At 58.9% G+C, this 20,812-nt stretch carries 21 protein-coding genes; 3 read left to right on the top strand and 18 right to left on the bottom strand.

The genetic code is table 11. The annotated features are described in order from the left end of the window. Nucleotides 1-6 precede the first annotated feature (6 nt). From O148_RS0107180 to rfbB, 10 genes are all read right to left on the bottom strand, one after another. Nucleotides 7-468 (bottom strand): pilus assembly protein TadG-related protein, encoded by a 462-nt coding sequence (locus O148_RS0107180; RefSeq protein ID WP_075204313.1) that lies wholly within the window; start codon nt 466-468, stop codon nt 7-9. Further along, on the bottom strand, nt 465-929 hold the full coding sequence (locus O148_RS0107175; RefSeq protein ID WP_051619959.1) for a hypothetical protein: 465 nt from the start codon (nt 927-929) through the stop codon (nt 465-467). The genes O148_RS0107180 and O148_RS0107175 overlap by 4 nt, the downstream gene beginning before the upstream one ends. Continuing rightward, a complete protein-coding gene (locus tag O148_RS0107170; protein WP_051619974.1) occupies nt 913-1,296 on the bottom strand; it encodes a TadE/TadG family type IV pilus assembly protein in 384 nt (127 codons plus the stop codon). Before O148_RS0107170 ends, O148_RS0107175 begins: the two co-directional genes overlap by 17 nt. A 3-nt stretch (nt 1,297-1,299) precedes the next feature. Continuing rightward, nucleotides 1,300-1,554 carry a hypothetical protein gene (locus O148_RS15385; RefSeq protein WP_026530370.1) on the bottom strand — a complete coding sequence of 85 codons (255 nt, stop codon included), beginning with the start codon at nt 1,552-1,554 and terminating at the stop codon, nt 1,300-1,302. A 35-nt stretch (nt 1,555-1,589) separates the two neighbouring features. Continuing rightward, nucleotides 1,590-2,534: a type II secretion system F family protein gene (locus O148_RS0107160; protein ID WP_026530369.1), complete on the bottom strand. Its 945-nt coding sequence runs from the start codon at nt 2,532-2,534 to the stop codon at nt 1,590-1,592. Beyond that, nucleotides 2,531-3,382, bottom strand: coding sequence for a type II secretion system F family protein (locus tag O148_RS0107155; protein WP_026530368.1), 852 nt, complete (start codon nt 3,380-3,382; stop codon nt 2,531-2,533). The genes O148_RS0107160 and O148_RS0107155 overlap by 4 nt, the downstream gene beginning before the upstream one ends. Beyond that, the gene (locus O148_RS0107150; RefSeq protein WP_026530367.1) at nt 3,379-4,605 is read right to left on the bottom strand and encodes a TadA family conjugal transfer-associated ATPase; all 1,227 of its coding nucleotides are present in this window, start codon (nt 4,603-4,605) and stop codon (nt 3,379-3,381) included. The genes O148_RS0107155 and O148_RS0107150 overlap by 4 nt, the downstream gene beginning before the upstream one ends. A gap of 141 nt (nt 4,606-4,746) precedes the next feature. Further along, nucleotides 4,747-5,685 carry a CHAP domain-containing protein gene (locus O148_RS17055; RefSeq protein ID WP_026530366.1) on the bottom strand — a complete coding sequence of 313 codons (939 nt, stop codon included), beginning with the start codon at nt 5,683-5,685 and terminating at the stop codon, nt 4,747-4,749. A 28-nt stretch (nt 5,686-5,713) separates the two neighbouring features. After that, nucleotides 5,714-7,108 carry a sugar nucleotide-binding protein gene (locus O148_RS0107140; RefSeq protein WP_026530365.1) on the bottom strand — a complete coding sequence of 465 codons (1,395 nt, stop codon included), beginning with the start codon at nt 7,106-7,108 and terminating at the stop codon, nt 5,714-5,716. Between the two features lie 3 nt (nt 7,109-7,111). After that, nucleotides 7,112-8,110 carry a dTDP-glucose 4,6-dehydratase gene (gene rfbB, locus O148_RS0107135; RefSeq protein WP_026530364.1) on the bottom strand — a complete coding sequence of 333 codons (999 nt, stop codon included), beginning with the start codon at nt 8,108-8,110 and terminating at the stop codon, nt 7,112-7,114. Between the two features lie 121 nt (nt 8,111-8,231). Between rfbB and O148_RS0107130 the strand changes: the two genes are divergently transcribed. Together O148_RS0107130 and rfbA are read left to right on the top strand one after the other, a co-directional pair. Then, a complete protein-coding gene (locus O148_RS0107130; protein WP_075204312.1) occupies nt 8,232-9,125 on the top strand; it encodes a glycosyltransferase family 2 protein in 894 nt (297 codons plus the stop codon). Nucleotides 9,126-9,142: 17 nt separating this feature from the next. Continuing rightward, nucleotides 9,143-10,006 carry a glucose-1-phosphate thymidylyltransferase RfbA gene (gene rfbA / locus O148_RS0107125; protein ID WP_026530362.1) on the top strand — a complete coding sequence of 288 codons (864 nt, stop codon included), beginning with the start codon at nt 9,143-9,145 and terminating at the stop codon, nt 10,004-10,006. 25 nt (nt 10,007-10,031) lie between these two features. Here the strand turns inward: rfbA and O148_RS0107120 are convergent, their stop codons facing one another. The 3 genes from O148_RS0107120 to O148_RS0107110 are packed head-to-tail and all read right to left on the bottom strand — an operon-like array spanning nt 10,032 to nt 12,367. Then, nucleotides 10,032-11,330 (bottom strand): hypothetical protein, encoded by a 1,299-nt coding sequence (locus tag O148_RS0107120; protein ID WP_157374554.1) that lies wholly within the window; start codon nt 11,328-11,330, stop codon nt 10,032-10,034. Beyond that, nucleotides 11,323-11,697 (bottom strand): DUF2304 domain-containing protein, encoded by a 375-nt coding sequence (locus O148_RS0107115; protein WP_026530360.1) that lies wholly within the window; start codon nt 11,695-11,697, stop codon nt 11,323-11,325. Before O148_RS0107115 ends, O148_RS0107120 begins: the two co-directional genes overlap by 8 nt. A gap of 4 nt (nt 11,698-11,701) precedes the next feature. Continuing rightward, nucleotides 11,702-12,367, bottom strand: coding sequence for a glycosyltransferase family 2 protein (locus O148_RS0107110; protein WP_026530359.1), 666 nt, complete (start codon nt 12,365-12,367; stop codon nt 11,702-11,704). Between the two features lie 157 nt (nt 12,368-12,524). Between O148_RS0107110 and O148_RS0107105 the strand changes: the two genes are divergently transcribed. Further along, nucleotides 12,525-14,531 carry a DUF6541 family protein gene (locus O148_RS0107105; RefSeq protein WP_026530358.1) on the top strand — a complete coding sequence of 669 codons (2,007 nt, stop codon included), beginning with the start codon at nt 12,525-12,527 and terminating at the stop codon, nt 14,529-14,531. Between the two features lie 2 nt (nt 14,532-14,533). Here O148_RS0107105 and O148_RS0107100 read toward each other — a convergent pair whose 3' ends face one another. The 5 genes from O148_RS0107100 to glf are packed head-to-tail and all read right to left on the bottom strand — an operon-like array spanning nt 14,534 to nt 20,369. After that, a complete protein-coding gene (locus O148_RS0107100; protein ID WP_075204311.1) occupies nt 14,534-15,568 on the bottom strand; it encodes an ABC transporter substrate-binding protein in 1,035 nt (344 codons plus the stop codon). A 12-nt stretch (nt 15,569-15,580) separates the two neighbouring features. After that, nucleotides 15,581-16,306 (bottom strand): ABC transporter ATP-binding protein, encoded by a 726-nt coding sequence (locus tag O148_RS0107095; protein WP_026530356.1) that lies wholly within the window; start codon nt 16,304-16,306, stop codon nt 15,581-15,583. A gap of 3 nt (nt 16,307-16,309) precedes the next feature. Then, nucleotides 16,310-17,179: an ABC transporter permease gene (locus O148_RS0107090; protein ID WP_026530355.1), complete on the bottom strand. Its 870-nt coding sequence runs from the start codon at nt 17,177-17,179 to the stop codon at nt 16,310-16,312. Beyond that, a complete protein-coding gene (locus O148_RS0107085; RefSeq protein WP_026530354.1) occupies nt 17,176-19,185 on the bottom strand; it encodes a glycosyltransferase in 2,010 nt (669 codons plus the stop codon). Before O148_RS0107085 ends, O148_RS0107090 begins: the two co-directional genes overlap by 4 nt. Then, the gene (gene glf, locus O148_RS0107080) at nt 19,182-20,369 is read right to left on the bottom strand and encodes a UDP-galactopyranose mutase (protein WP_026530353.1); all 1,188 of its coding nucleotides are present in this window, start codon (nt 20,367-20,369) and stop codon (nt 19,182-19,184) included. The genes O148_RS0107085 and glf overlap by 4 nt, the downstream gene beginning before the upstream one ends. Nucleotides 20,370-20,812: the final 443 nt, after the last annotated feature.

The raw sequence follows: 20,812 nt of genomic DNA, 5'->3' as shown, positions 1-20,812 counted from the left end.
TCCAGCCTACCGTGAGAGAACGATGCGCGAATCCGATTCCACCTCGATCTCGATGCCCGCCGGGACAATGAAATTCACCAGAGGCGGATGTACGACGGCGCGTAGAGACACCCGCGCGGTCGTTGCGTCGGGTGCCCCGGTAGTTCCGAGAATTCCAAATTCGCTAAATTGCGCGGCGGCATTGACCTCGGTGAGGTAGTTTTCGGCGGCCCGGCGGACCGCCGCGTCGCCGAGATAGGGTCCGCCCCGGGTGGCGACGTCTTGGGCGCCGAAAGAATCCGCGGCGGCCGAGGATGCTCTATCGGCAACGTCCAAGAGCCGCTTGTGTTCCAAAAAGACTGCCGTCACGGCGACAACCACGGTCAGGATCAACATGGCAATGAGGAGGTAACCGATGCTGAGGAGCATAATGCGTCCCTCGTCCCGTCCCTCACGCACCTCCCGGATGCGCGGTGCGAGCCGTGTCATCGGTACCTCGGGATGTAGGCGGTTGCCGAATCGTTGAGTTGGACAACTTTGAGGCCGCTTCCAAACACATTGGAGAACAGCGGCAAGTCGACACTGTAAGAGATCGATACCGTGACCTTGGACCCCGGCGCCAAGCATGACCCGGCACAGCTGATGGTCATGGCACCGGCGTCAGGGTTAAGCCCGAAGTCCGCATAGGCGAACCGTTTGAGCGCTTCGGCGCGTTCGCGGCCGGTCCCTTCGTCGGGGGCCTGCGCGAGCACCGTGGTGGCCCCTTGGGTTGCGTTACTCGTGGCGTAGGCGGCGGCCTGCACTTGGGAGACGGTCAGGATGAAATAAATGAGCGGCACAATCAGCAGAACGCCCAGAAAAATAAACTCCACCACGGCGCTGCCGTCCTCGGCGGCCTCGTCCTCACGGCCTGCTACCCGCTCCCAGCATCGTCTAACCAGCGGGCGCATGGCCGGTCACTTCTAGAGCGTTGTTCGGCCCAAAATAGCCGAAGAGCGGAAGACTGGTACGCACCGTAACGACTACGGTCTTGGCCCCGTCAATGTTTTGGGTAGCCACCGTGACGTCGTTGGCGAAACGTGAGCTCAACCGGGAGGTGATGAGGGATTTGGTGCGGTCAACGCCGTCGTACTCGGTGCGATCCGCGAGCGAGGCGAGCCGCGCTCCGGAACTGGCCGCGTCAATCAAGGTGTTGCGTACGTGCAGCGCCAAGGCGAGCTGGATGATGGCAAGGAAAAGCACTATGAGCACCGTGCCGATGAGCACAAACTCGACCGGCGCGGAACCGCGCTCATCTGTCCGCTCTCGCCTAGTCACCAACTATTTGCCCAGGTTCAGATCCGTCATGGCTTTGTTGAGCATGTCGCGCAGCGCCGGCCACGCGATGGCGAGCAGCCCGGCGACCAAGAGCGCGGTCATCAGTGTCACCAGCACCCAGCCAGGCACGTCGCCGCGCTCGGGCGTGTCATGGTGTTCGCGCGGGGCCACGGTAGCGGCACAGCGATCGACCAGCCACAGCCGAGCGGTGGCAGCAATCGCGAGAAGTGTCAGTATGTATCGGGTGATGAGTTTCATGTCTTTCCTTGTGTTGAGGTCATCGGTGACGAGTTCTAGTTGAGGCCGATCTGCAAAAGTGTCAGGCCGGGGAAGGCTGCAAAGATGATGGTGAGCGGGAGGACGCCGAAAACCAGGGGAACCATCATGCCGATCTCCTTGCGGCCGGCCGACTCCATGAGCTCTTGTTTCGCGAGATCGCGGACGTCTTGCGCTTGGGCGCGAATCACGTCGGCGAGCGGGGTTCCGCGCTCGACAGCGACGGTGATGCCGTCGACAAATCGCACCAGCGGTGTGACCTGGACGCGGTTGGACATGTTCTGGAGGGCCGCGAGGAGCGGGACGCCAGAGCGGGTGGCCACCAAAACGTTCTCGAATTCGCGGACGAGTTCGCCATCGGCGCTGCGGCATACCCGTTCCACCGCGCCGGTTGCGGATTCCCCTGCCCCCACGGCCAGGGCAATCATTTCTGCGAGTGCCGGGAACTCCTCGAGCATGCGCCGCTCGCGCCGGGCAACCTGGCGGGTCAGCGCGTAGTCGCGGGTCAGGAAGGCGATCGTCGGTAGCGCCGCGATGAGAAGGATATACACCACGAGGTTGCCGGTCCCCTGCCCAATAAGGTAGATCACGAGCAGGATTGCCCCGGCGAGTCCGGTGATGGACCACATGATTTGTTCGGCACGAAAATCATTGACGCTTTTGCTCGCCCCGGCTCGGTTGAGCCGAATCTTGATCGTCGCGGAAACGGGTAAAAGGCGATTGAGGCGGGACACGCCGTCCCGAATGATGGGGCCCGCAATTCGTTCCAGAGAACCGAAGGGCGTGATGGGATTAGCACCGGGATTGAGTAATCGAGATCCGGTGTCTGCGCTAGAGAGCTGGGTCGATATCCGCTCTGCGAAGCTGCGTTTGCGGGCGAACGGAACGTAGCGGGCAATGAGCACTAGACCGACTCCGGCTACTAGTCCCACGGCAATGGCAAGGATCGCTTCGGTACTCACTTGAGCACCCGGGTTTCCTCTGGAAGAGCGCCGATGCGCAACATCAAGCGATAACAGATGAAGGAGACAAGGAGCCCGCCGAGCAAAATCGCGACCCCGGCTGGAGAGTTGTAGGCGCGCACGGCCTGCGGTTGGGTGGAGAGCAGAAGGAGAACAATCCACGGGGCCGCGACCGCGAGGCGTGCGGCATTGACCGTCCAGGATTGTCTGGCCTCGAGTTCCCGCCGGGTGCGCGTGGTCTCTCTCAGAAAATCCCCTAGGGTGCCCAAAAGCTTGCCGAGGTCGGTGCCACCGACTTCTCGGGCGAGTCGCAGCGCTTCGATTATGCGGTCTGCGACCGGGTCCGAAAGCCGCACCTTGAGCCGGTTCAGCGTGAGGTCAAAGTTGCCGGTGGAACGGTAATCGGCGGCAAAATCCTGGAACACCGGGCGCAGTTCTTCTGGCCCCTTGTCCCCCAATTGCGCAAGCGACTCCGGCAGAGACATTCCGGCGCGAATGGCCGAGCGCAAATGGTCCACGACGTCCGGCCACAGGTTTCGCAAGACCGCTTGACGCTTCCTGGCCCGGTATCGGATGAGAGTAATGGGTAACCAGGAGCCGAAGATCAGGAAGCACAGGGCTATGGGCAGGGATCTTGAAATCAGGTAGACAAGCAGGAAGAGGAACACCCCGACGCCGATACAGCTCGCGATCACCTGGGCTGGTTTAACCCGATCGATTCCTGCCTGGTTGAGATTCTCGGTAAGCCAGGAACGTGCCCGTTTTTTGCCGCGCGGCGCGGACGGCCAAAAGGACCACCACACGAGCAGTACCCCCGCGCCGAGCAACGCTCCCAAGAGTACGCTCATGAGATAGCCCCCATGAGCCGTGCCATGTTCACGCCGTTCTTGCGGAACTTTTCATCAAAGGGCATCGAGGTGGCCGTGAGCTTGAGCTGCCCGTCAACGGTGCGGAAGATGGGCGAGGTTTCAATGACGCCGTTCTCTACCCGGCGGCCAAGGGCGAGAATCTCGCCCACTCGTCGCCGCCCCTTTTCGTCGCGTTCGCAGTGCACCACCAGGTCGATGCAGGACGCGACGGTGGGGACCACAAACGAGCTGGAAATGTTGCTGCCAGCCAGAAGCGGAAGAGTACACAGCTTGGTCACCGCGTCTTGGGCGCTGTTGGCGTGGATGGTGCACATGCCCGCCAACCCGCTATTGAGGGCGATAATCATATCCAAGCTTTCGGCCTCACGGACCTCGCCGACGATGATCCGCTCCGGCCGCATGCGCAGAGCTTCTTTGACGAGCCGGCGCATGGGGATCTCGCCGGCACCCTCCAAGTTCATTTGTCGGCACTGCAGCGCGACGACGTCACGTAGTGGAATTTGAAGCTCAAAAACTTCCTCAATGGTGACGACCCTCTCGCGGGGTCGGATGCTGGAGGCGAGGCAGTTCAACATGGTGGTCTTGCCCGCCTGGGTGGCCCCGGACACCAAGATATTGAGTCCGCTGGCCACCGCAGTGGCCAGAAAGTGCGCCGCCGCGGGTGTGAGAGAGCCCAAATCCACGAGATGTTCAAGCCGGTTTGCCCGCACGATGAACTTTCTAATGTTCACCGCCCAGTGCTTGCGAGTAATGTCGGGAATCACTACGTGTAGCCGCGAACCATCGGGCAACGTGGCATCCACAAACGGCGAACTCAGATCCAGCCTGCGCCCCGAGGACTTGAGCATCTTTTCCACTAAATCCCGCACTTGCTGCTCGGTCAGCCTCAAGGACGTTAACTCGCTGTCGCCGCTGCGACTCACAAATATTTGCTCTGGCGAGTTGATCCAGATTTCCTCTACGGCGTCATCGTCCAGGAGCGGTTGGATGGGCCCGAAACCCGAGACGGCGTCAAAGAGCAGTTGTTGGGCGACATCTCGCTGGCCCAGCGGCGGCAGTGGGGAACGGAGCGCGCGGTCATCGTAGTCATTGACAGCAGCGTTGATGAGCCGACGCACCTCGGCCACTTGCGTGGTCGGATCCAGGCCCTGGCGGCGGATGAGTTCGCGGACTTCTTCCTCCACGATCGCCACTGCGTCCATAGACAGTTCCCCCAACTGTTCCACTTCGGCACGCTTCCCTCGTTGGAAGGGTGCACTTAGTGGTGTTCAGACTACGAGAGGGAGCGCCACGGCGCCAGACGGTTGAGACAAAATTGTGGATAACTTTGTCGTGCCAGATTGCTACCGGTAGGAAATCCAGGCGCCTTTGGTCGAGGTCCAGTAGATGACCGCGCCCTCGAAGCCTTGGTATGTGACGCCCTTGGAGTTCTTATACATGCCTCCGGTGGGGTAGCCGATGCGTCCGTTCTCCCCGCCATAGGCGCGCCACTTGTTGTAGATGGCGCCGCGCACACTCCACGCGCCGGTCGATGACTTCCAAAAGATCCGGGTCTTCTCAAACTTTTGGTAGCAGCCGCCATCGCGCAGCACGATTTCGTTGCTGAGCGGCTGCCCGTACACCGCGGCACCGCCATCGGCGTAGTAGCGTGCGCCGATGGCTCCACGCAACGTGTAGACGGTCTTGCGGCGAAGATATCCGGCGAGGCCCTCTTTCGGCAGGGTGAAATAGCTTGCCGGGGCGCCATTGGGCGCGTTCTGCCCGAAGGTTTTGATGCTGCTGCCTTGATCGGCCGCGACAATGGCCACGTGCGAGTAGGGGGCGACCCGCGAACCCCACTGCCAAATCGCCACGTCGCCCTTGCGCGGCGCGGAAGTTGCCGAGACCTTGCTGTACACGGAACTCGCACCGTTTTGGGCATACCCGTCCCACAGGGCGATCGCGTACCACGGGTGCGGTCCATATGCGGTGCTGATGCCGGCCTTGCCCACTACTTCCCGCGAGTACGCCTCAAACACATCCCAGCACTGGTATTTGTTGTAGGCCGGTGCACCGTCCACATCCACGTACTTCCCGTTGTACTTGGCGAAGAAACTGTCCGCGGTGATGAGCGCATAGGCGCTGACCGGGCCCAGCACGCCAGAATTCAAACGATCGTAGTACCCGGGATCTACTTGCGGACCGGACTCGTCGGCCCGGGCGCTTGCGAGGCCGCCCCCGAGCAGTCCAAGAGTGGCGGCAGTGATGACAGCGCGCCTTCGCGGCAACGAAAGTTTGTGCATGGGGTGGGGCTTTCTCGTGGGGGAAGATTTAACCGCGGCGCAGGTGCTCGCGCAGACGTTGCGCCGCATCGACAGGCTCATAACCGGTGGCGGTGATCTTGGCCAAGTCAAGAGTACTGTACTTCGGGCGCGGTGCGGCGTCCGGCTTGTCGGCGAAATAGTCGGCGGTGCTCACCCCGCTCACCCGCTGCGGGTCCGCGCCGGTCAATTCGAAAACGGAGCGCGCAATGTCCGCCCAACTTATGGCCGGCCCCGAGTTGCTCACGTTGTAGATTCCATATGGCGCGCGCGCATCCAGAAGGTGGCGAATCGCGCCGGCGATGTCCTCGGTGAAACTCAGCCGCCCGATTTGATCATCCACCACGGCGGGATCAATCCCGCGCTCGGCCAACGACGCCATGGTGTCAACAAAGTTCTTCCCCTCGCCAATCACCCAAGACGTGCGGACGATGTAGTGCCGTTCGGCGGCGAGTGCGGCCAGGTCGCCCGCCGCCTTTGACTGCCCGTATACTCCGAGCGGCGAGAGCGCTTCCTCCTCACTGTGGACCTCTTCGGTGCCGTCAAAAACATAGTCGCTGGAAACGTGCACCAGCGTGAAGCGGTGAACATTGGCCATACTGGCAAGATGTACGACGGCGCGTGCATTGCTTTCCCACGCGTCCTTGCGTCCCAGCGGGGTTTCCGCGGTATCCACGGCAGTGTAGGCGGCCGCGTTAATAACCGTGCCATACCTTTCCCAACCAAAGCCCTGGAGGGCTTTGGTATCACTCAGGTCCAATTCAAGGCGAGACACGAAGTCCACGGAGGCATCGCCGTCGTACATTTTTTGCAAGGCACGGCCCAGTTGGCCGTTGGCGCCGATCACCAGCGTTTTGAGCGGCGCCATCGGGATCACGTCGCTCAGCCGGGGATGCGCCTTGTCCTTCTCCGACAGTTCGGCATCCTCCAAGGGAATAGGCCACTGAATGTTCGCGGTCTCATCGGCAAGGTTCAGAAAGGTGTAGGTTGCATCGGGCGACCAGTGCGCGTTGACTAGGTATGTGTATGCGGTTCCATCCTCCAGGGTTTGGAACGCGTTGCCGACTCCACGGGGCACAAAGACCGCAGTATCCGGACCTACCTCGGTGGTGAAGACGGTGCCGAAGCCAGGGCCCTCGCGCAGATCGACCCACGCACCGAAAATCCGCCCGGTCGCAACGGAGACGTACTTGTCCCACGGTTCGGCGTGGATACCGCGGGTTGCGCCGCGCTTGGCGTTGAAGGAAATGTTGTTCTGCACGGGACCAAAGTCCGGCAGGCCAAGCGCCGTCATTTTGGCGCGTTGCCAGTTTTCCTTGAACCAGCCGCGGTTGTCCTCCGGGACGGGGAGGTCCAGGACAAGGAGACCGTCAATGGGCGTGGGGGTGACGCGAAGTTCTTTCACGGTTTACTGACCCTGTTCCTGGTAGTTGCGTTCCACCTGATCCTTCAAGGGGCGCCACCAGTCTTCGTGTGCCCGGTACCACTCGATGGTTGCCGCCAGGCCCTCGTCAAAGTTGCCGTAGCTGGGGTGCCAGCCCAGTTCTTCACGCAGCTTGGTGGAGTCGATGGCGTAGCGCATGTCATGCCCCGGGCGATCCTTGACGAGGTCGTAGGCGTCTTCTGGTTGGCCGAGTGCTGTCAGGATGCGTTCCACGACGCTCTTATTGTCGACCTCGCCGTCCGCGCCGATGAGGTAGGTCTCCCCGGTGACGCCCTTATCCAGGATGGTGAGGACGGCGCTGGAGTGGTCATCGGCGTGAATCCAGTCCCGAACGTTTTTGCCCTCGCCATAGAGTTTGGGGCGGCGGCCGTCCAAAACGTTAGTGATTTGGCGCGGGATGAACTTTTCGATGTGCTGGAACGGCCCGTAGTTATTGGAGCAGTTGCTAATGGTGGCATTGAGGCCAAAGGAGCGGACCCAGGCGCGTACGAGCAGGTCTGAGCCGGCCTTGGTTGACGAGTAGGGGCTGGACGGGTTGTACGGGGTGTTTTCGGTGAAGCGTGCCGGGTCGTCGAGTTCAAGGTCGCCGCAGACCTCATCCGTGGAAATGTGGTGGAAGCGTTTTCCGTGCTTCCGGGCCGCCTCGATCAGCGTGTAGGTGCCGATAATGTTGGTGTCCAAGAAGGGGCGCGGGTCTCGCAAAGAATTGTCGTTGTGCGATTCGGCTGCGTAGTGAACGATCGCGTCGGTGTCTTTGGCGAGCGTATCCACAAGGTCCGCGTCGGCAATATCGCCCTTCACGAATGTCACCCGATCTTCGGGGAGGCCCTCAAGCGTGGTAAGGCTGCCCGCATAGGTGAGTTTGTCCAGAACAGTGATATTCAGGTCGGTGTTCTTGACCGCGTAGTGGACAAAATTCGAACCAATGAACCCGGCGCCGCCGGTGACGAGGATATTGCGCATGTCAACAAGCTTACTGATCTCCCGAGCTCTCTGGCACGGTGTGCCGTGCTAGCGTTGACACTTTCCTGACTACTAAAATCGCCTGGGTGGACACCTCCCGCGGCGAAAGGCGGCTCTCTTCGTGTCGATTGACATCATGATGCCCTTCTATGGCGATGTGGCGTACGCCAAACGCGCTGTGGATTCGGTGCTTGCGCAAACGTCCTCCGATTTTCACCTCACCATTCTTGACGACGCCTACCCGGACCCCGCTGCGCGGGAGCTCTTCTCCCGCATTGCGAGCCAGAACGAGAGTGTGACGTATCACCGGCATGCCGAAAATGTGGGAATTCTCGCAAATTTTCAGCAGGCGCTCGACCATGCGCAACGCGACTGGATCGTCATCATGGGCGGCGACGACGTGATGAAACCAAACTACGTCGAGAAGGTCCTAGAACTGGCCGCCGGTACCGAGGCCAGTATTATTCAACCCGGCGTCGAGGTCATTGACAGCGAGGGCAATCTCGCGGCTCCGCTGGGTGACCGCATCAAGGCTCGGCTCCGCACTCAGGCGCTCAAAAGCAGCGGAACCTCGGTGCTGAGTGGAGAAAACCTCGCTACATCCCTCATGAGCGGGAATTGGCTCTATTTCCCCTCGCTGGCCTGGCGGCGAACCGCAATGCAAGGACATCGCTTCCGCGAAGGGTTTGAGATTGTGCAAGACCTCGCCTTGACCATGGACGTGGTTTTGGGCGGCGGTTCGCTTCAGGTAGGCAATGACGTTGTTTTCCAGTATCGGCGTCATGGCGAGTCCGTCTCATCGGTACAAGCTGCCGATTTGCGGCGCTACGCAGAAGAAAGCAACTACTTTAGAACTATGGCGACCACGTTTGCTGAACGTGGCTGGAAGAGAGCGGCTCGCGCTGCACGGCTGCACTGGACCTCTCGGGTTGCGCTCTTGAGCAAGCTCCCCGCCATGGTGAAGTCTCGGAATTGGCAAAAAATACCTCGGCTCGTACGAATCGCGCTGTGGTGAGCGGAAAGGTGGCTGGAATGCGCGGAATTATTCTTGCCGGAGGCACGGGGTCTCGGCTCCACCCCATTACCCTTGGCGTGAGCAAGCAACTCATGCCGGTGTATGACAAACCAATGATTTACTACCCGTTGTCGACCTTGATGTTGGCTGGGATCACCGAGATCCTGATCATTACGACGCCGCATGACAATGAGCAGTTCAAGCGTCTGTTGGGCGACGGAAGCCAGTTCGGAATCTCGTTGAGCTACACCATTCAGGACTCGCCGGACGGACTGGCTCAGGCGTTTATTCTTGGCGAGGACCATATTGGTGACGAGAATGTCGCGCTCATCTTGGGTGACAACATTTTCTATGGTCCTGGTATGGGCACACAGTTGCGTCACTATCGTGATCTCGAGGGTGCCGCGGTATTTGGTTACTGGGTCAGCGACCCGAGCGCGTACGGCGTGGTCAGTTTTGACGCCGATGGCGTTGCTCAATCCTTGGAAGAAAAACCTGAACAACCCAAGAGCCACTATGCGGTACCGGGTTTGTACTTTTACGATAATCGCGTGGTAGAACTTGCCCGGGATCTCAAGCCATCGGCCCGCGGCGAGTTGGAGATTACCGACCTGAATCGCCTGTACTTGGACGAAGGAAAACTTCAGGTTTCGATTCTGCCGCGTGGCACCGCATGGTTGGACACTGGCACGTTTGGTGACCTCAACGACGCGTCCAACTTTGTACGGACGGTGGAGAACCGGCAGGGACTCAAGATCGGGGTCCCCGAAGAGATTGCGTGGCGCACCGGTTTGCTGAGCGACGAAGAACTTGTGGAACGAGCAACACCCCTGATGAAGAGCGGTTACGGCCGTTACCTCACGAACCTACTCAAGGCTTAGCCGCTGGTCGGGCCGCCCGCTGATCTTATCTGCTGGAGCGCCTCCACAGCGATACCAAATGCACGAATATTCCTACTGATGGGCCCACCAAGAGAGCCAGGACTGTTCTCACGTCGGCGTCCGCCGGGAGCAAGAGTACGCCGAGCGCTATCACGGTGGCGGTGACCCAACCGGCGACAAAGCCACCGTGCTTGTTGAGGGACACATTTGCGGTCCCTGTCAAAGTCAAAATCGCAAAGATCGCGGCCGCAAACGTGAGCAAAGCCAGTGTCCAAGGCGACACTACGAACTCTGGGTTAAACAGCGACAGCAGCCACGGTCCGATAAGGTATGCGCCGAGCGCACCGAGGACGCCAACGCCCAAAAGCGCCATGACCGGTATTAGTACATGCGCCTTGCGTGCAGTGGCTGCCGTGGAGACGAAGAACCTCAGCGCCACTGATTGCAGGGCCAGCAACGGCATCATGATGGGCGCGCGGGTGAGCGAAATCGCAAGCAATAATCCGCCCAGCCCAGTGTAGATCTCTTGAGGTGTGGTGACGCGCAACAGGATGGGAAAACCGACCATCAGAATTGTCGTGGAAGCGGCAGACACCATGGTTAGCGCGGCATTGCGAAGATACCGTCTGGTATCGACGTCGCCCGTACTCCGAGCGCCGGCGCGTGCCTGCGGACTGAAGGCCAAAAAGACCAACCAGGTGAGCACGCCAGCCGCGCTTGCTACTTCGATGCCCAAAAGCGAGCCACCAACAATCACGACCATGAGGACCGCTATCGAGCGGATGATGGCATCAGCACCGATAATTCCAGCCAGCACACCCCATGACGCCTGTCCGGCAACAGCCCCGCTGAGCGCCGCTTGTCCGGCATAGAGAATCGCCGCTATCGCGAGGGTGCCAATAATGACCACGGTGCTCCACAAAGCACCCGGATCCCCCGTGTGCCCAATGACCGCCGTAGCAAGTCCGATGGCGATAATGGCCAACGCCACGACCCCGCCTATCATCAAGGACGCAGGTATGACTCGCACGGGTTTAAAGCCAGAAGCGGTAACGGGAGGCCGCATGTGGGTATAGCTGACGGCGCGGTTCGCTTCGTGTTGCAGGCCCGTCAGCAGCCCGAAAAGCGAGAACAACAGCGACCAGTAAAGCATGAATTGTGCGTATTCATCGGCCGAAATTGACCGTGCCACGACAAAAAGTAAAACGATTCCTGCGACACCGGCGATGACCGAAGATACCGTCAGCTTCAGGGCATGCGAGGCGGATACCGTAGCCGGTGTTCCACTTCCTTCGATAGCGCCTAGCTCTACCGGCTCACTCACGGGTCTCGCCGGTAATGCGAGCGTGAGCCTCTCGCGGGGATTCCGCTTCATCAATGGCGATACGCCGAGCGAGGCGGGTAATCATGGATTCGGTTTGCTTGAAGCGCTGGTGAGTTGTCGCCATGTAGACCAAAAATGTGACGACAAGGCCGTAAAGAACGAGGTCGGTTCCGCGTCCAATCCCGACAAAATTTGCAATTTGGGTCAAGATATCCGGGAAGAAGATCGACACGATGGCCACGACCGCAAAGATCAAAACAAGGATGCGGCGAATAGCCATCCGCTTATCGCTGCCGCTGTCTCGCAATAGGATCAGGGAGAAAACCAGAACGGCAATAACCAGCAGTATCTGTACTACGACAATCATGGGTTCACTTCACAAACAAATCGGTCAAAATGTTGACGCCGTTGAGCAATGACTGCCCCTTTGACTTGGAGTAATCCGTGTACAGGATTTCCACGGGGTATTCGACCCACGTGGGCTTGATGGATGCAAATTGATGGACCAGCTCTGAGGCGTGCGCCATTCGGTTTTGCTTCAAGTGGATCTGTTCCAGTACATTTCGGCCAATAGCGCGCAGGCCATTGTGCGCATCGGTCAGGTTCATGCCGGTGGACAATCTGGACTGGAGCGCAGCCGTCCGCAATACGAGTCGCTTCATGGAACTCACTTGTGTCCGGTCGTCCAGGAATCGTGAGCCTAGCACCAGGTCGGCTTCGCCTCGATCGATGATGTCAATCATGGCGCTTGCGTCGACTATGCGGTGCTGTCCGTCGGCATCAAAAGTCACTACCGATGTCATCTCGGGGTCCTGCAAGGCGTAATCGAACCCTGTTTGCAAAGCGGCGCCTTGGCCGAGGTTGATCGGGTGCTGCACCACGACGGCGCCTGCCTTGGCGCACTCTTGTTGCGATCCATCGGTACTTCCGTCGTCAACGCACACCACATACGGGAACTGCTCCCGGAGTTTGCGGATGACCTCCCCCACGACCTCTGCCTCGTTATAAACCGGCACCACAAACCACGTTCGACTCACTTGGCCATTATCGCACAGGGCAATCTCCGCATTGGCTAACGGTCCGCACCCAATGTCATCACTGAATTGATACCCTGAAGGGTACCTCCTGAATAGTGGCTTGACCTTGTGCGCGCGGCGACCATTCAGACGTTTCCAGACTTAATCGGATGTGCCCGTGATCATTTGGCTTGGCTCGATACCGCTATTCGTGACCGCTCTGGCGGTTTTATTCCTGCCGGGATTCCTGATCGCAGTGGCTGCGGGCGCGCGATGGCTGAACTCGCTGGCCCTGGCTATCCCGCTTTCGTTGGGCGTGTCGGGGGTACTTGCGATCGCGCTTGGATTTGTGGGTCTCCCCCTTAGCCCGACCATTTTCTTCAGCGTCTCTGCTGTTCTTGTCGCCGTGGTGTTTGCCCTTGGCTGGGTTACGCGCAGAATCCTAAGGCGGCGCGGGAACGGCGCGACAATGGGCTCCAATGACTTTAAGGTCGCGTACCGGCGGCCTAAACTTCTCTCGGCTTTGGTGTTATTGGGCGCCTTTCTCATTCCTATGGCCCTCATCGCCTTTCGCTATCTGCGAGGGATCGGAAATCCGCAGAATATCTCACAAACCTTTGACGACATTTTTCATCTCAACGCCGTCAAGTTCATCATGGAGACCGGTCAGGGATCCACCTTAAAACTCGGCAACCTCACCGAAACATCCGCTGGCCTGTACCCCGCTGCGCTTCACGACTCCATGGCATTGATTGGCATGACGGGAGGATTCAGTGTTCCCGAGGTCATCAATGCCACAACCGTTGTGATGGCTTCGATTGCTTGGCCGCTTGGCATGATCTTGCTGACCACTAAACTCCTGGGCGAATCCAAGGTTGTCTTCCTCGGCGCGGGCCTGCTCAGCATGGCCTTCTCCTCCTTCCCGTATTTGCTGGCGTCCTTTGGCGTGCTCTACCCGAACCACGCCGCGTTTGCGATGCTGCCGGTATTACTCGCCCTTACGGTCGAGGCGCTCGGCCTGTCGCGCACACGCCGGAAATCCCGCATTCTCGCGCTCGTAGCTCTCGTGGCGACGCTTCCGGGTGTGGCACTTACACACCCGAGCGCAGTCATGGCACTCCTTTTCTTCGCGGTCCCGCTCGTCTTTGCCTGGGGCGTCCAGAGAGTGCGGAAGTATTGGGGCACCCCGCGTGCGACGGCCATGATCTCGGTGAGTTGTCTCGGCGTCGTAGTGTACTTGATTGCAACATATTTCGCAGCAACGGTGCTGCGCCCCGAAGGAGCCGACACTTGGCCGCCGGTTCAAACTCCGGCTCAAGCTTTCGGAGAGGCTCTCTCCAGCGCCCCGCTGGGGGCCGCGACGTCCGTACCGCTACTCGCGCTCACACTCGTCGGCATCTTTGCCGCCGTTCGAAACTTCCGCACCAAATGGCCGCTCATCGGATTCTTCCTCGTCGGTGTTTTTCTCTTTGTGGTGACATCCAGCTTTCCCCGCGAAGAATTCCGGCTCTTTTTCTCTGGCATCTGGTACTCGGACAGTCCTCGACTTGCAGCCCTACTCCCGCTTGCGACAATTCCGTTGGCCACCTATGGCATCGTGTGGCTCGCGCAACAGGCAACGTCCGCGTGGCGACGGGTGCCAGGAGTCCGCACTACGTCGCGGTTCGCCAGCGCACAAGTAGCGGTACTGCTGGTATGTGGTCTAGCGCTTTGCGTCTTATTACAGAACAGTTCCCTCTCGCAAGCGGAGCGAAAGATTGCAGACGCGTTCGCGCTCACGTCGCAGTCCCGTCTTGTCACGACAGATGAAATGGCCATCCTGAAACAGGTGGATGACATTGTGCCGGAAAACGAGGCGGTTGTTGCCGACCCATGGATGGGCGGATCCTTGGTTTTTGCGCTGGGCGACCGCCGCACCATCGCGCCGCACATCTTTGGAAAGCGCAGCACTGACGAGGAGTTGCTGCTCACCCAGTGGGATGAGGCGGCCTACAACACGCAAGTGTGTAACGCGGTGCGCGATACCGGTGCCTACTGGGCGCTGGACTTCGGGCAACAGGGCGTGCACGGTAATCGGAATACCATTGCGGGCTTGGACGACGTTGTCGGCACGAGCGCTCCCGGTGTCCGGGTCGCGGCACAGCAAGGAACTGCGCGGTTGCTAGAGCTCACCGCGTGTCGTTAGTGTTACTCGCTACCGCCACTGCCGGTATAAGCGGCCTTTGCCGCTTCTGAGGCTACCCTCTCGCACGCAAACTTTGCGGCCAGCGGCGACGGCGTTCCCAGCGCACGCAGTGGGTCACCGGCCAGGATTGAAAACGCGCCGTTGACCACCGCAGGTATCTGAGATGCAGACCCAAGGTTTTCTGTCGTTGAACGCGGGTCCAACTCGATCAAGACGGCTTGGGCACGCAATTGTTGGGCGGCATCTTCGGACAGACCCACAACGCTCGGGTTCTCTTCTACCGCGGTCCCCGTTTGCTCAAGCGCACGGCTCTCTTCCGCCATGACGGTGCCCATGCGCTGCAAGTTCGTCATTTGAACCGAATTGCCGCGATACATGAGAAAGTCCGCCCCCACGTCAACTTGCGAGATGACCATTGCCAGGCTCGACCCTGCCAGCCCGGGATAAATGGTGGGCAATGCCGCAAAGGAGGCATCGACGTCGTTCTTTACTTTCTCAAGTTGACTCTGGTACCCCAGGGCGCGTGCGGCAGCCTCGGTATTTCGCAACCACAAGGGTGCTTCAAGGGAGTCCTGATGATCGCTCAGGCGTGCAATTGTCGGCGCGATCTCTGCAAGTTGCGCGTACGAGGTGGAGTCCAAGCCCGCCTCGAGCGCAAGGATGAGATCTGGTGCGAACTCGCGAATGGCCTCGAAGTTAATGCCTTCAGCATTAGAGAATCGCGGTGCAATGCCCTGGCCAAGGGCGACTTCCGCGATACCCATCCATTCAGAGTTTGCCGAATCATCCATGGCGACAGGTAGGCGGCCCAGCGCGACGGCAATATCGGCGTCGGCACCGCTCAGGGTGAGAATCCGTTCAGCTGGCGCGGGAATCGTGCTGGATCCAAGGCTGTGCTCAATAGTGACAGGAAATGCGCCCGAGGGCTCGGGCGGCTGCGAGAGCGCGGGGCGGGGTGAGCATGCGGCGAGGGTTGGGAGGGCTAAGGCCAGGGTAAGCAGTCTCCTCCGGGCGATACGCTCGCGTCCGTGTGCCATGACTTTTAGTCCCTAGCCTCGAAGTTTGCGCACTGCGTCATCGATCTTGCCGTCAAATACCACATTGCCGTGGTCAAGGACCACGCCGCGCTGGCAAATTTGGGCGACAAGGTCCAGGTCATGCGAAACCACCACGAGCGTCTGCCCTTGAGCGACGAGTTCCTTGATCTTCGCGATGCACTTCTTTTGGAAGGGTTCGTCGCCGACGGCAAGGATTTCATCCACGAGGAACACCTCGGGGTTGGTATGAACCGCCACAGAGAAGGCCAAGCGAAGGTACATGCCCGAGGAATAAAACTTGACCTCGGTGTCGATGAATTGGTCGATCTCGGCGAACGCCAGGATCGAATCGAAGCGTACGTCGATCTCCTTTTGGCTCATGCCGAGGATCGCGCCGTTCAGGTACACGTTGTCGCGACCGGTGAGGTCTGGATGAAAACCAGCACCCACTTCAATCAGCCCCGCGACTTTGCCGCGAGTTTTGACCGTGCCCGAGTCTGGAAGCATCACACCCGAGATGTGCTTCAGGAGTGTGGATTTTCCCGATCCATTCAGGCCCAGGAGCGCGACCGTTTCGCCCTGTTTGACGTGCAGGTTGACATCTTTGAGAGCGTGGAATTTCTCGCTCAACTCGCCCTTGCGGCCCTTGATGAGCCACACGAAGGCCTCTTTGATGGACCGAGTATGCCTGAGGACAAACTCCTTGGAGACGGACTGTACATCGATTGCGGTACTCAACGTTTAGAGCTCCTGGGCGAAGCGGCCCTCAAGCCGGCTAAAGGTGAATTGGCCAAGTATCAGGATGAGGAGCGCCACACCTAGTGCCACCGGCGTCCACAAGGTAAAGAGGTGCGGCGGCATGGCATTGACCAGCTGATCCGGTGAGCGGTCGGTGGTTGGTAGCCAAAAGGCATAGTGGAACAGTTCCACGGCCGGAGTGAGCGGGTTGATTTGGTAAATCATCATTCCCACGTCCCCGAGGGCATTGCGGACCATGGTCCAGATGTACAACACGGGGGAAGCCCAGGTTGCGATCATCAAGAGCATGTCAACAAAGTTTTCCGAGTCGCGGAAGTACACGTTGACCGCACCAAAGAAGAGGCCGAGCCCGGTTGCGAGTAAAGCCACGATCACAAAGGCAGCAACTGCGGCTCCCAGTTCCATTAGTCCAGGACGCCAGCCGAAAAAAAGCGAGGCGGCGATCATAATGACCAGTTGAGGCACAAAGTGAATCGCCGAAACCCACACCGACGCGACAGGGAAGAGCTCTCGCGGCAGGTAGATCTTGTTGATGAGACCGCCATTACCCACGATCGAGCGGCTGGCGTTGCTCAGCGCCTCGGTAAAAAAGTTAATGAGAATAATGCCGCTAAATAGATAGATTGGGAAGTTGGGCACTTGCGAATTCATGTTCAAGAAGTGCCCGATAGCCACCCAAAACACGAGGAATTGCACGGCAGGCTTGAAATAGGACCACAGGATGCCCAGGACGGAGCCACGGTAGCGGACCTTGACTTCTTTGGAAACCAGAAGCTTTAGCAAGTACTTATTGCGGAAAACCTCACGGAAACCACCCCCGTGACCGGGGGTGATCAAACCTTGTTCACTCACGGACGAAACTCATTCTTGGTGTGCTTCTCAAACGCCTTTTCCCACGCATCGAAGGAGGTAATTCGGGGCAGTGCCTCGCGGTACTGTTTGGTGAGGCTATTCCACTTCAACCGCAATTGCATGTTCTGCTTAGCGACATTTGCCAGTCCCTCTCGCACAACCTTTGGTTGCCGTTTGTACCAGGACATAGCTGTGCCTTCGGCATTGGAAACCAACACCGAGTCGAATTTGGACAGCCGCCACCAACGATTGTCGATGTGCGGTATCTGACCTTGCGGGTGGTCTTGGCGCTCCTGAGAAACCGGCAAAACCTGTTTCACCATGGTCTTGAGCAAGTTGGGTAGGAGGAACAGATATGACGGGCTTGTGAGCTTACCACCGTGTTTTGGCGGCTTACTGACCTTAATTTCGGGGAAGTCGTCCGGCTCCGACTTCATCTGCGCGTCGGTGAATTCTGCACTCAACTGACGTATCTCGCCCAGCCGTTCAGCCTGCAACCGGAAGAGCGCTTCCGGACCCTCAAAAATGTCTTCTTGCGCCATGGCGCGTAAAGCCGAGGTGTAGTACTGCATGGAAATAAGGTGCTTGAAATCGATAGCTCCGGTGAGACCAACAACGTTGCCACCGCCGCGATACGGGCTGTGCAACAAGCCGGTAATCAGGCGATTGCGGCAGTGGTAGTACGACTGCCACCCCACACCGTCATCTTTATTTGCCCACGAAATGTGCCACACCGCAGCGCCGGGGAAGGACACGGTGGGGAAGCCCTGTGCTTTGGCTCGCAACCCATACTCTGAGTCATCCCATTTGAGGAACAGGGGTAGCGAGAGGCCAATTTCTTTAATGATCTTGGTGGGGATCATGCACATCCACCACCCGTTGTAGTCGACGTCAACGCGACGATGCATCCAAGAGGTCGTGCGTAGGTTCGAGCGCGCAAAGTCATGGCCCAAATACTGCTCGGCTAGCGGCTGATCCGGGAAAATGGACCACATATTCACGGTTTCACCGAAAGTATGCAGCACTGAACGTGCGTGCAAATCAAACATATGACCACCTACGATGGTCGGCTTTTTGCAATACGTGGCAAACGTCAACATCCGCTGGATGGACTCGGGCTCAAGTTCTACGTCATCATCCATGAGCAGCACGTAATCACTGCCGTTGTGCACGGCTTCATACATTCCGCGGGTGAACCCGCCTGAGCCGCCGATGTTATCTTGCTCGATGATGCGCAGTTTCCCGCCGAGTCGTCCGGCGACCTCGGAGAAACCTTCGGCCTCTGCCAACAGCTTCTTGCCTTGGTCAACGATCAGGAGTTCGTCGATCAGATCGAGCGCCTCAGGATGTGCCCCCAATTCGGACAGGTTGCGCATGCAGTAATCAACCTTGTCCATGGTGGTGATTTCCATGGTGAGTTTGGGCCGAGGCTTTTCCTGCGCGTATCCCCACCAGGAAGCTTCTTCCATAACAATTGGCTCGGCACCGGTCACCACATCGAACCAATACCAGCCTCCGTCGCCGAAAGCCTTAAGCGACAGATCGACTTCCGTCGTGGTGGTACCCGACACGCGAATGCTCTTTTCGTGCTGAATGGATCCGCGCGCGTTGGATTTGTAGACAATGATGCTTCCTGCACCCACTGTACGAACCCTCAGCGAGATCGTCTCAATCTCGGTCCAGCGACGCCAGTAGCTGGCGGGAAACGCATTGAAATAGGTGCCAAAGGAGAGGCGAGATCCGGGACGCACGCGGGTAGATAGCCGAGACTCGACGTCTTCGAGGTGCATGTCCACCGACCCTGAGGCGCCGGTATCGGCTACCGCAGTATCACTGTCACCGGCCGACTTCTTGACGCCGCCGGTCATCGTGTTGATTTGCGCCCCGAATGCCACACCGGAATCGATGTAAAGCATCGCAGAATCCTGCTGGCTTTCTTGCGGCAGAATTACGCGCTGCAGAAGCACCCGGTTTTGGCTGTCTGATTCGTTGGTCGTTGCGCTCATGCGTCCACTCCCCCGCTTTCCAATGCCACGCCTTCGGCGAAGTGCGGGCGAATCTTGTTTTCAAACATGCTCAGCGCAGAACCGATGGCCATGTGCATGTCCAGGTACTTATAGGTACCCAGGCGACCACCAAAGAGGACCGATTTCTCGTCCTTGGCCAAATCTCGGTACGCGAGCAACTTGGACCGGTCATCGGCCGTGTTAATCGGGTAGTACGGCTCATCGTTCTCATCGGCAAACCGGGAGAATTCGCGCATAATGACCGTCGCGTCCTTGGTGTAGTCACGCTCGGGATGGAAATGCCGGAACTCGTGAATACGGGTGAAGGGAACATCTTGGTCCGGGTAATTCATCACCGGGCAACCCTGGAAATCCTCAATGGGCAGGACTTCCTCTTCCAAATCAATGGTGCGCCAGGACAAGGATCCCTCGGCGTAATTAAAGTAGCGGTCCACCGGTCCGGTGTAGATCACGGGAACTTGGCCGGACACCGCAGACCGGGAGAATTCGCCGCCCTCGTCGAAGAAGTCGGTGTTCAAATGCACCGAAATATTGGGGTGATCGGCCATTCGCTCGATCCACGCGGTGTACCCGTCAACCGGGAGACCTTCGTACTTGTCGTTGAAGTAGCGATTGTCATAGTTGTAGCGCACCGGGAGCCGCGAAATGATGGACGCCGGCAAATCCTTCGGATCGGTTTGCCACTGCTTGCCGGTGTAGTACTTAATGAACGCTTCGTAGAGCGGCCGGCCGATGAGCTGAATGCCCTTGTCGTTCAGGTTTGAGGGATCGGTCCCCGCCAACTCTCCAGCCTGCTCCAGGATCAAGTCCCGCGCTTCGCTTGGCGAATACGCGGAGCGGAAAAACTGATTAATGGTGCTCAAGTTAATGGGCATGGGGTACACCTCGCCGTTGTGACGTGTGTAGACCTTGTGCACGTAATTGGTGAAGTCGGTGAACTGGTTGACGTAGTTCCAGACTTTCTCATTACTGGTATGAAACAGGTGCGCACCGTACCGGTGAACCTCAATGCCCGTCTGCGCTTCGTTCTCACTGTAGGCATTGCCGCCAATGTGGTGGCGACGGTCCAGCACCGCTACCTTGAGGCCGAGTTCGTTTGCTGCCCGTTCGGCAACGGTCAGGCCGAAAAAGCCCGACCCAACAACCACGAGATCAGTATCCACTGCTTCTCCTGTTCACACGGCGAGCGCCGTTTAGACATCTGTACTCGACCATAAAGACTACCTGGTGAAACCGAGAATCCCCGGTTCCCGGCTCCGCAAGGCGCCAACCGGGTGAGCAAGCTCACCAGCAATCCTTCAAAGTTATCCACAGATTGGCAATACTGGCGCGCGCCCGCCTCCTCCCTGCCGTACCTTAGGAGCATCGCCGCGCGCACCGCCGGTCTATCGTCGTTAGCAACCACGGGCAGAAAGGAGCGGAAGTGGAGCTCCAGGTGTGGATTCGCCGAGCCGAGGGATTCCATCCGCCTGCTCACGCAACGCATCCACTCGCGCACGCGCTGAGGATCACCGCGGATCCCGTGGCGGCCGTTATCAATACTGATCTGGCCGCAAGTGGCGAGGATCTGAGCACGTGGTGCCGAAACCACCTTGGCGGCATACCC

It is taken from the genome of Haematomicrobium sanguinis DSM 21259 (assembly GCF_000688395.1).
Taxonomy (GTDB): domain Bacteria; phylum Actinomycetota; class Actinomycetes; order Actinomycetales; family Micrococcaceae; genus Haematomicrobium; species Haematomicrobium sanguinis.
This window is presented reverse-complemented; position numbering and strand designations above follow the sequence as displayed.

Coding starts and splice junctions, on each gene's coding strand:
- O148_RS0107180 (WP_075204313.1), bottom strand. CDS start 468: ATGACACGGCTCGCACCGCGCATCCGGGAGGTGCGTGAGGGACGGGAC.
- O148_RS0107175 (WP_051619959.1), bottom strand. CDS start 929: ATGCGCCCGCTGGTTAGACGATGCTGGGAGCGGGTAGCAGGCCGTGAG.
- O148_RS15385 (WP_026530370.1), bottom strand. CDS start 1,554: ATGAAACTCATCACCCGATACATACTGACACTTCTCGCGATTGCTGCC.
- O148_RS0107155 (WP_026530368.1), bottom strand. CDS start 3,382: ATGAGCGTACTCTTGGGAGCGTTGCTCGGCGCGGGGGTACTGCTCGTG.
- O148_RS0107150 (WP_026530367.1), bottom strand. CDS start 4,605: ATGGACGCAGTGGCGATCGTGGAGGAAGAAGTCCGCGAACTCATCCGC.
- O148_RS17055 (WP_026530366.1), bottom strand. CDS start 5,685: ATGCACAAACTTTCGTTGCCGCGAAGGCGCGCTGTCATCACTGCCGCC.
- rfbB (WP_026530364.1), bottom strand. CDS start 8,110: ATGCGCAATATCCTCGTCACCGGCGGCGCCGGGTTCATTGGTTCGAAT.
- rfbA (WP_026530362.1), top strand. CDS start 9,143: ATGCGCGGAATTATTCTTGCCGGAGGCACGGGGTCTCGGCTCCACCCC.
- O148_RS0107115 (WP_026530360.1), bottom strand. CDS start 11,697: ATGATTGTCGTAGTACAGATACTGCTGGTTATTGCCGTTCTGGTTTTC.
- O148_RS0107100 (WP_075204311.1), bottom strand. CDS start 15,568: ATGGCACACGGACGCGAGCGTATCGCCCGGAGGAGACTGCTTACCCTG.
- O148_RS0107085 (WP_026530354.1), bottom strand. CDS start 19,185: ATGAGCGCAACGACCAACGAATCAGACAGCCAAAACCGGGTGCTTCTG.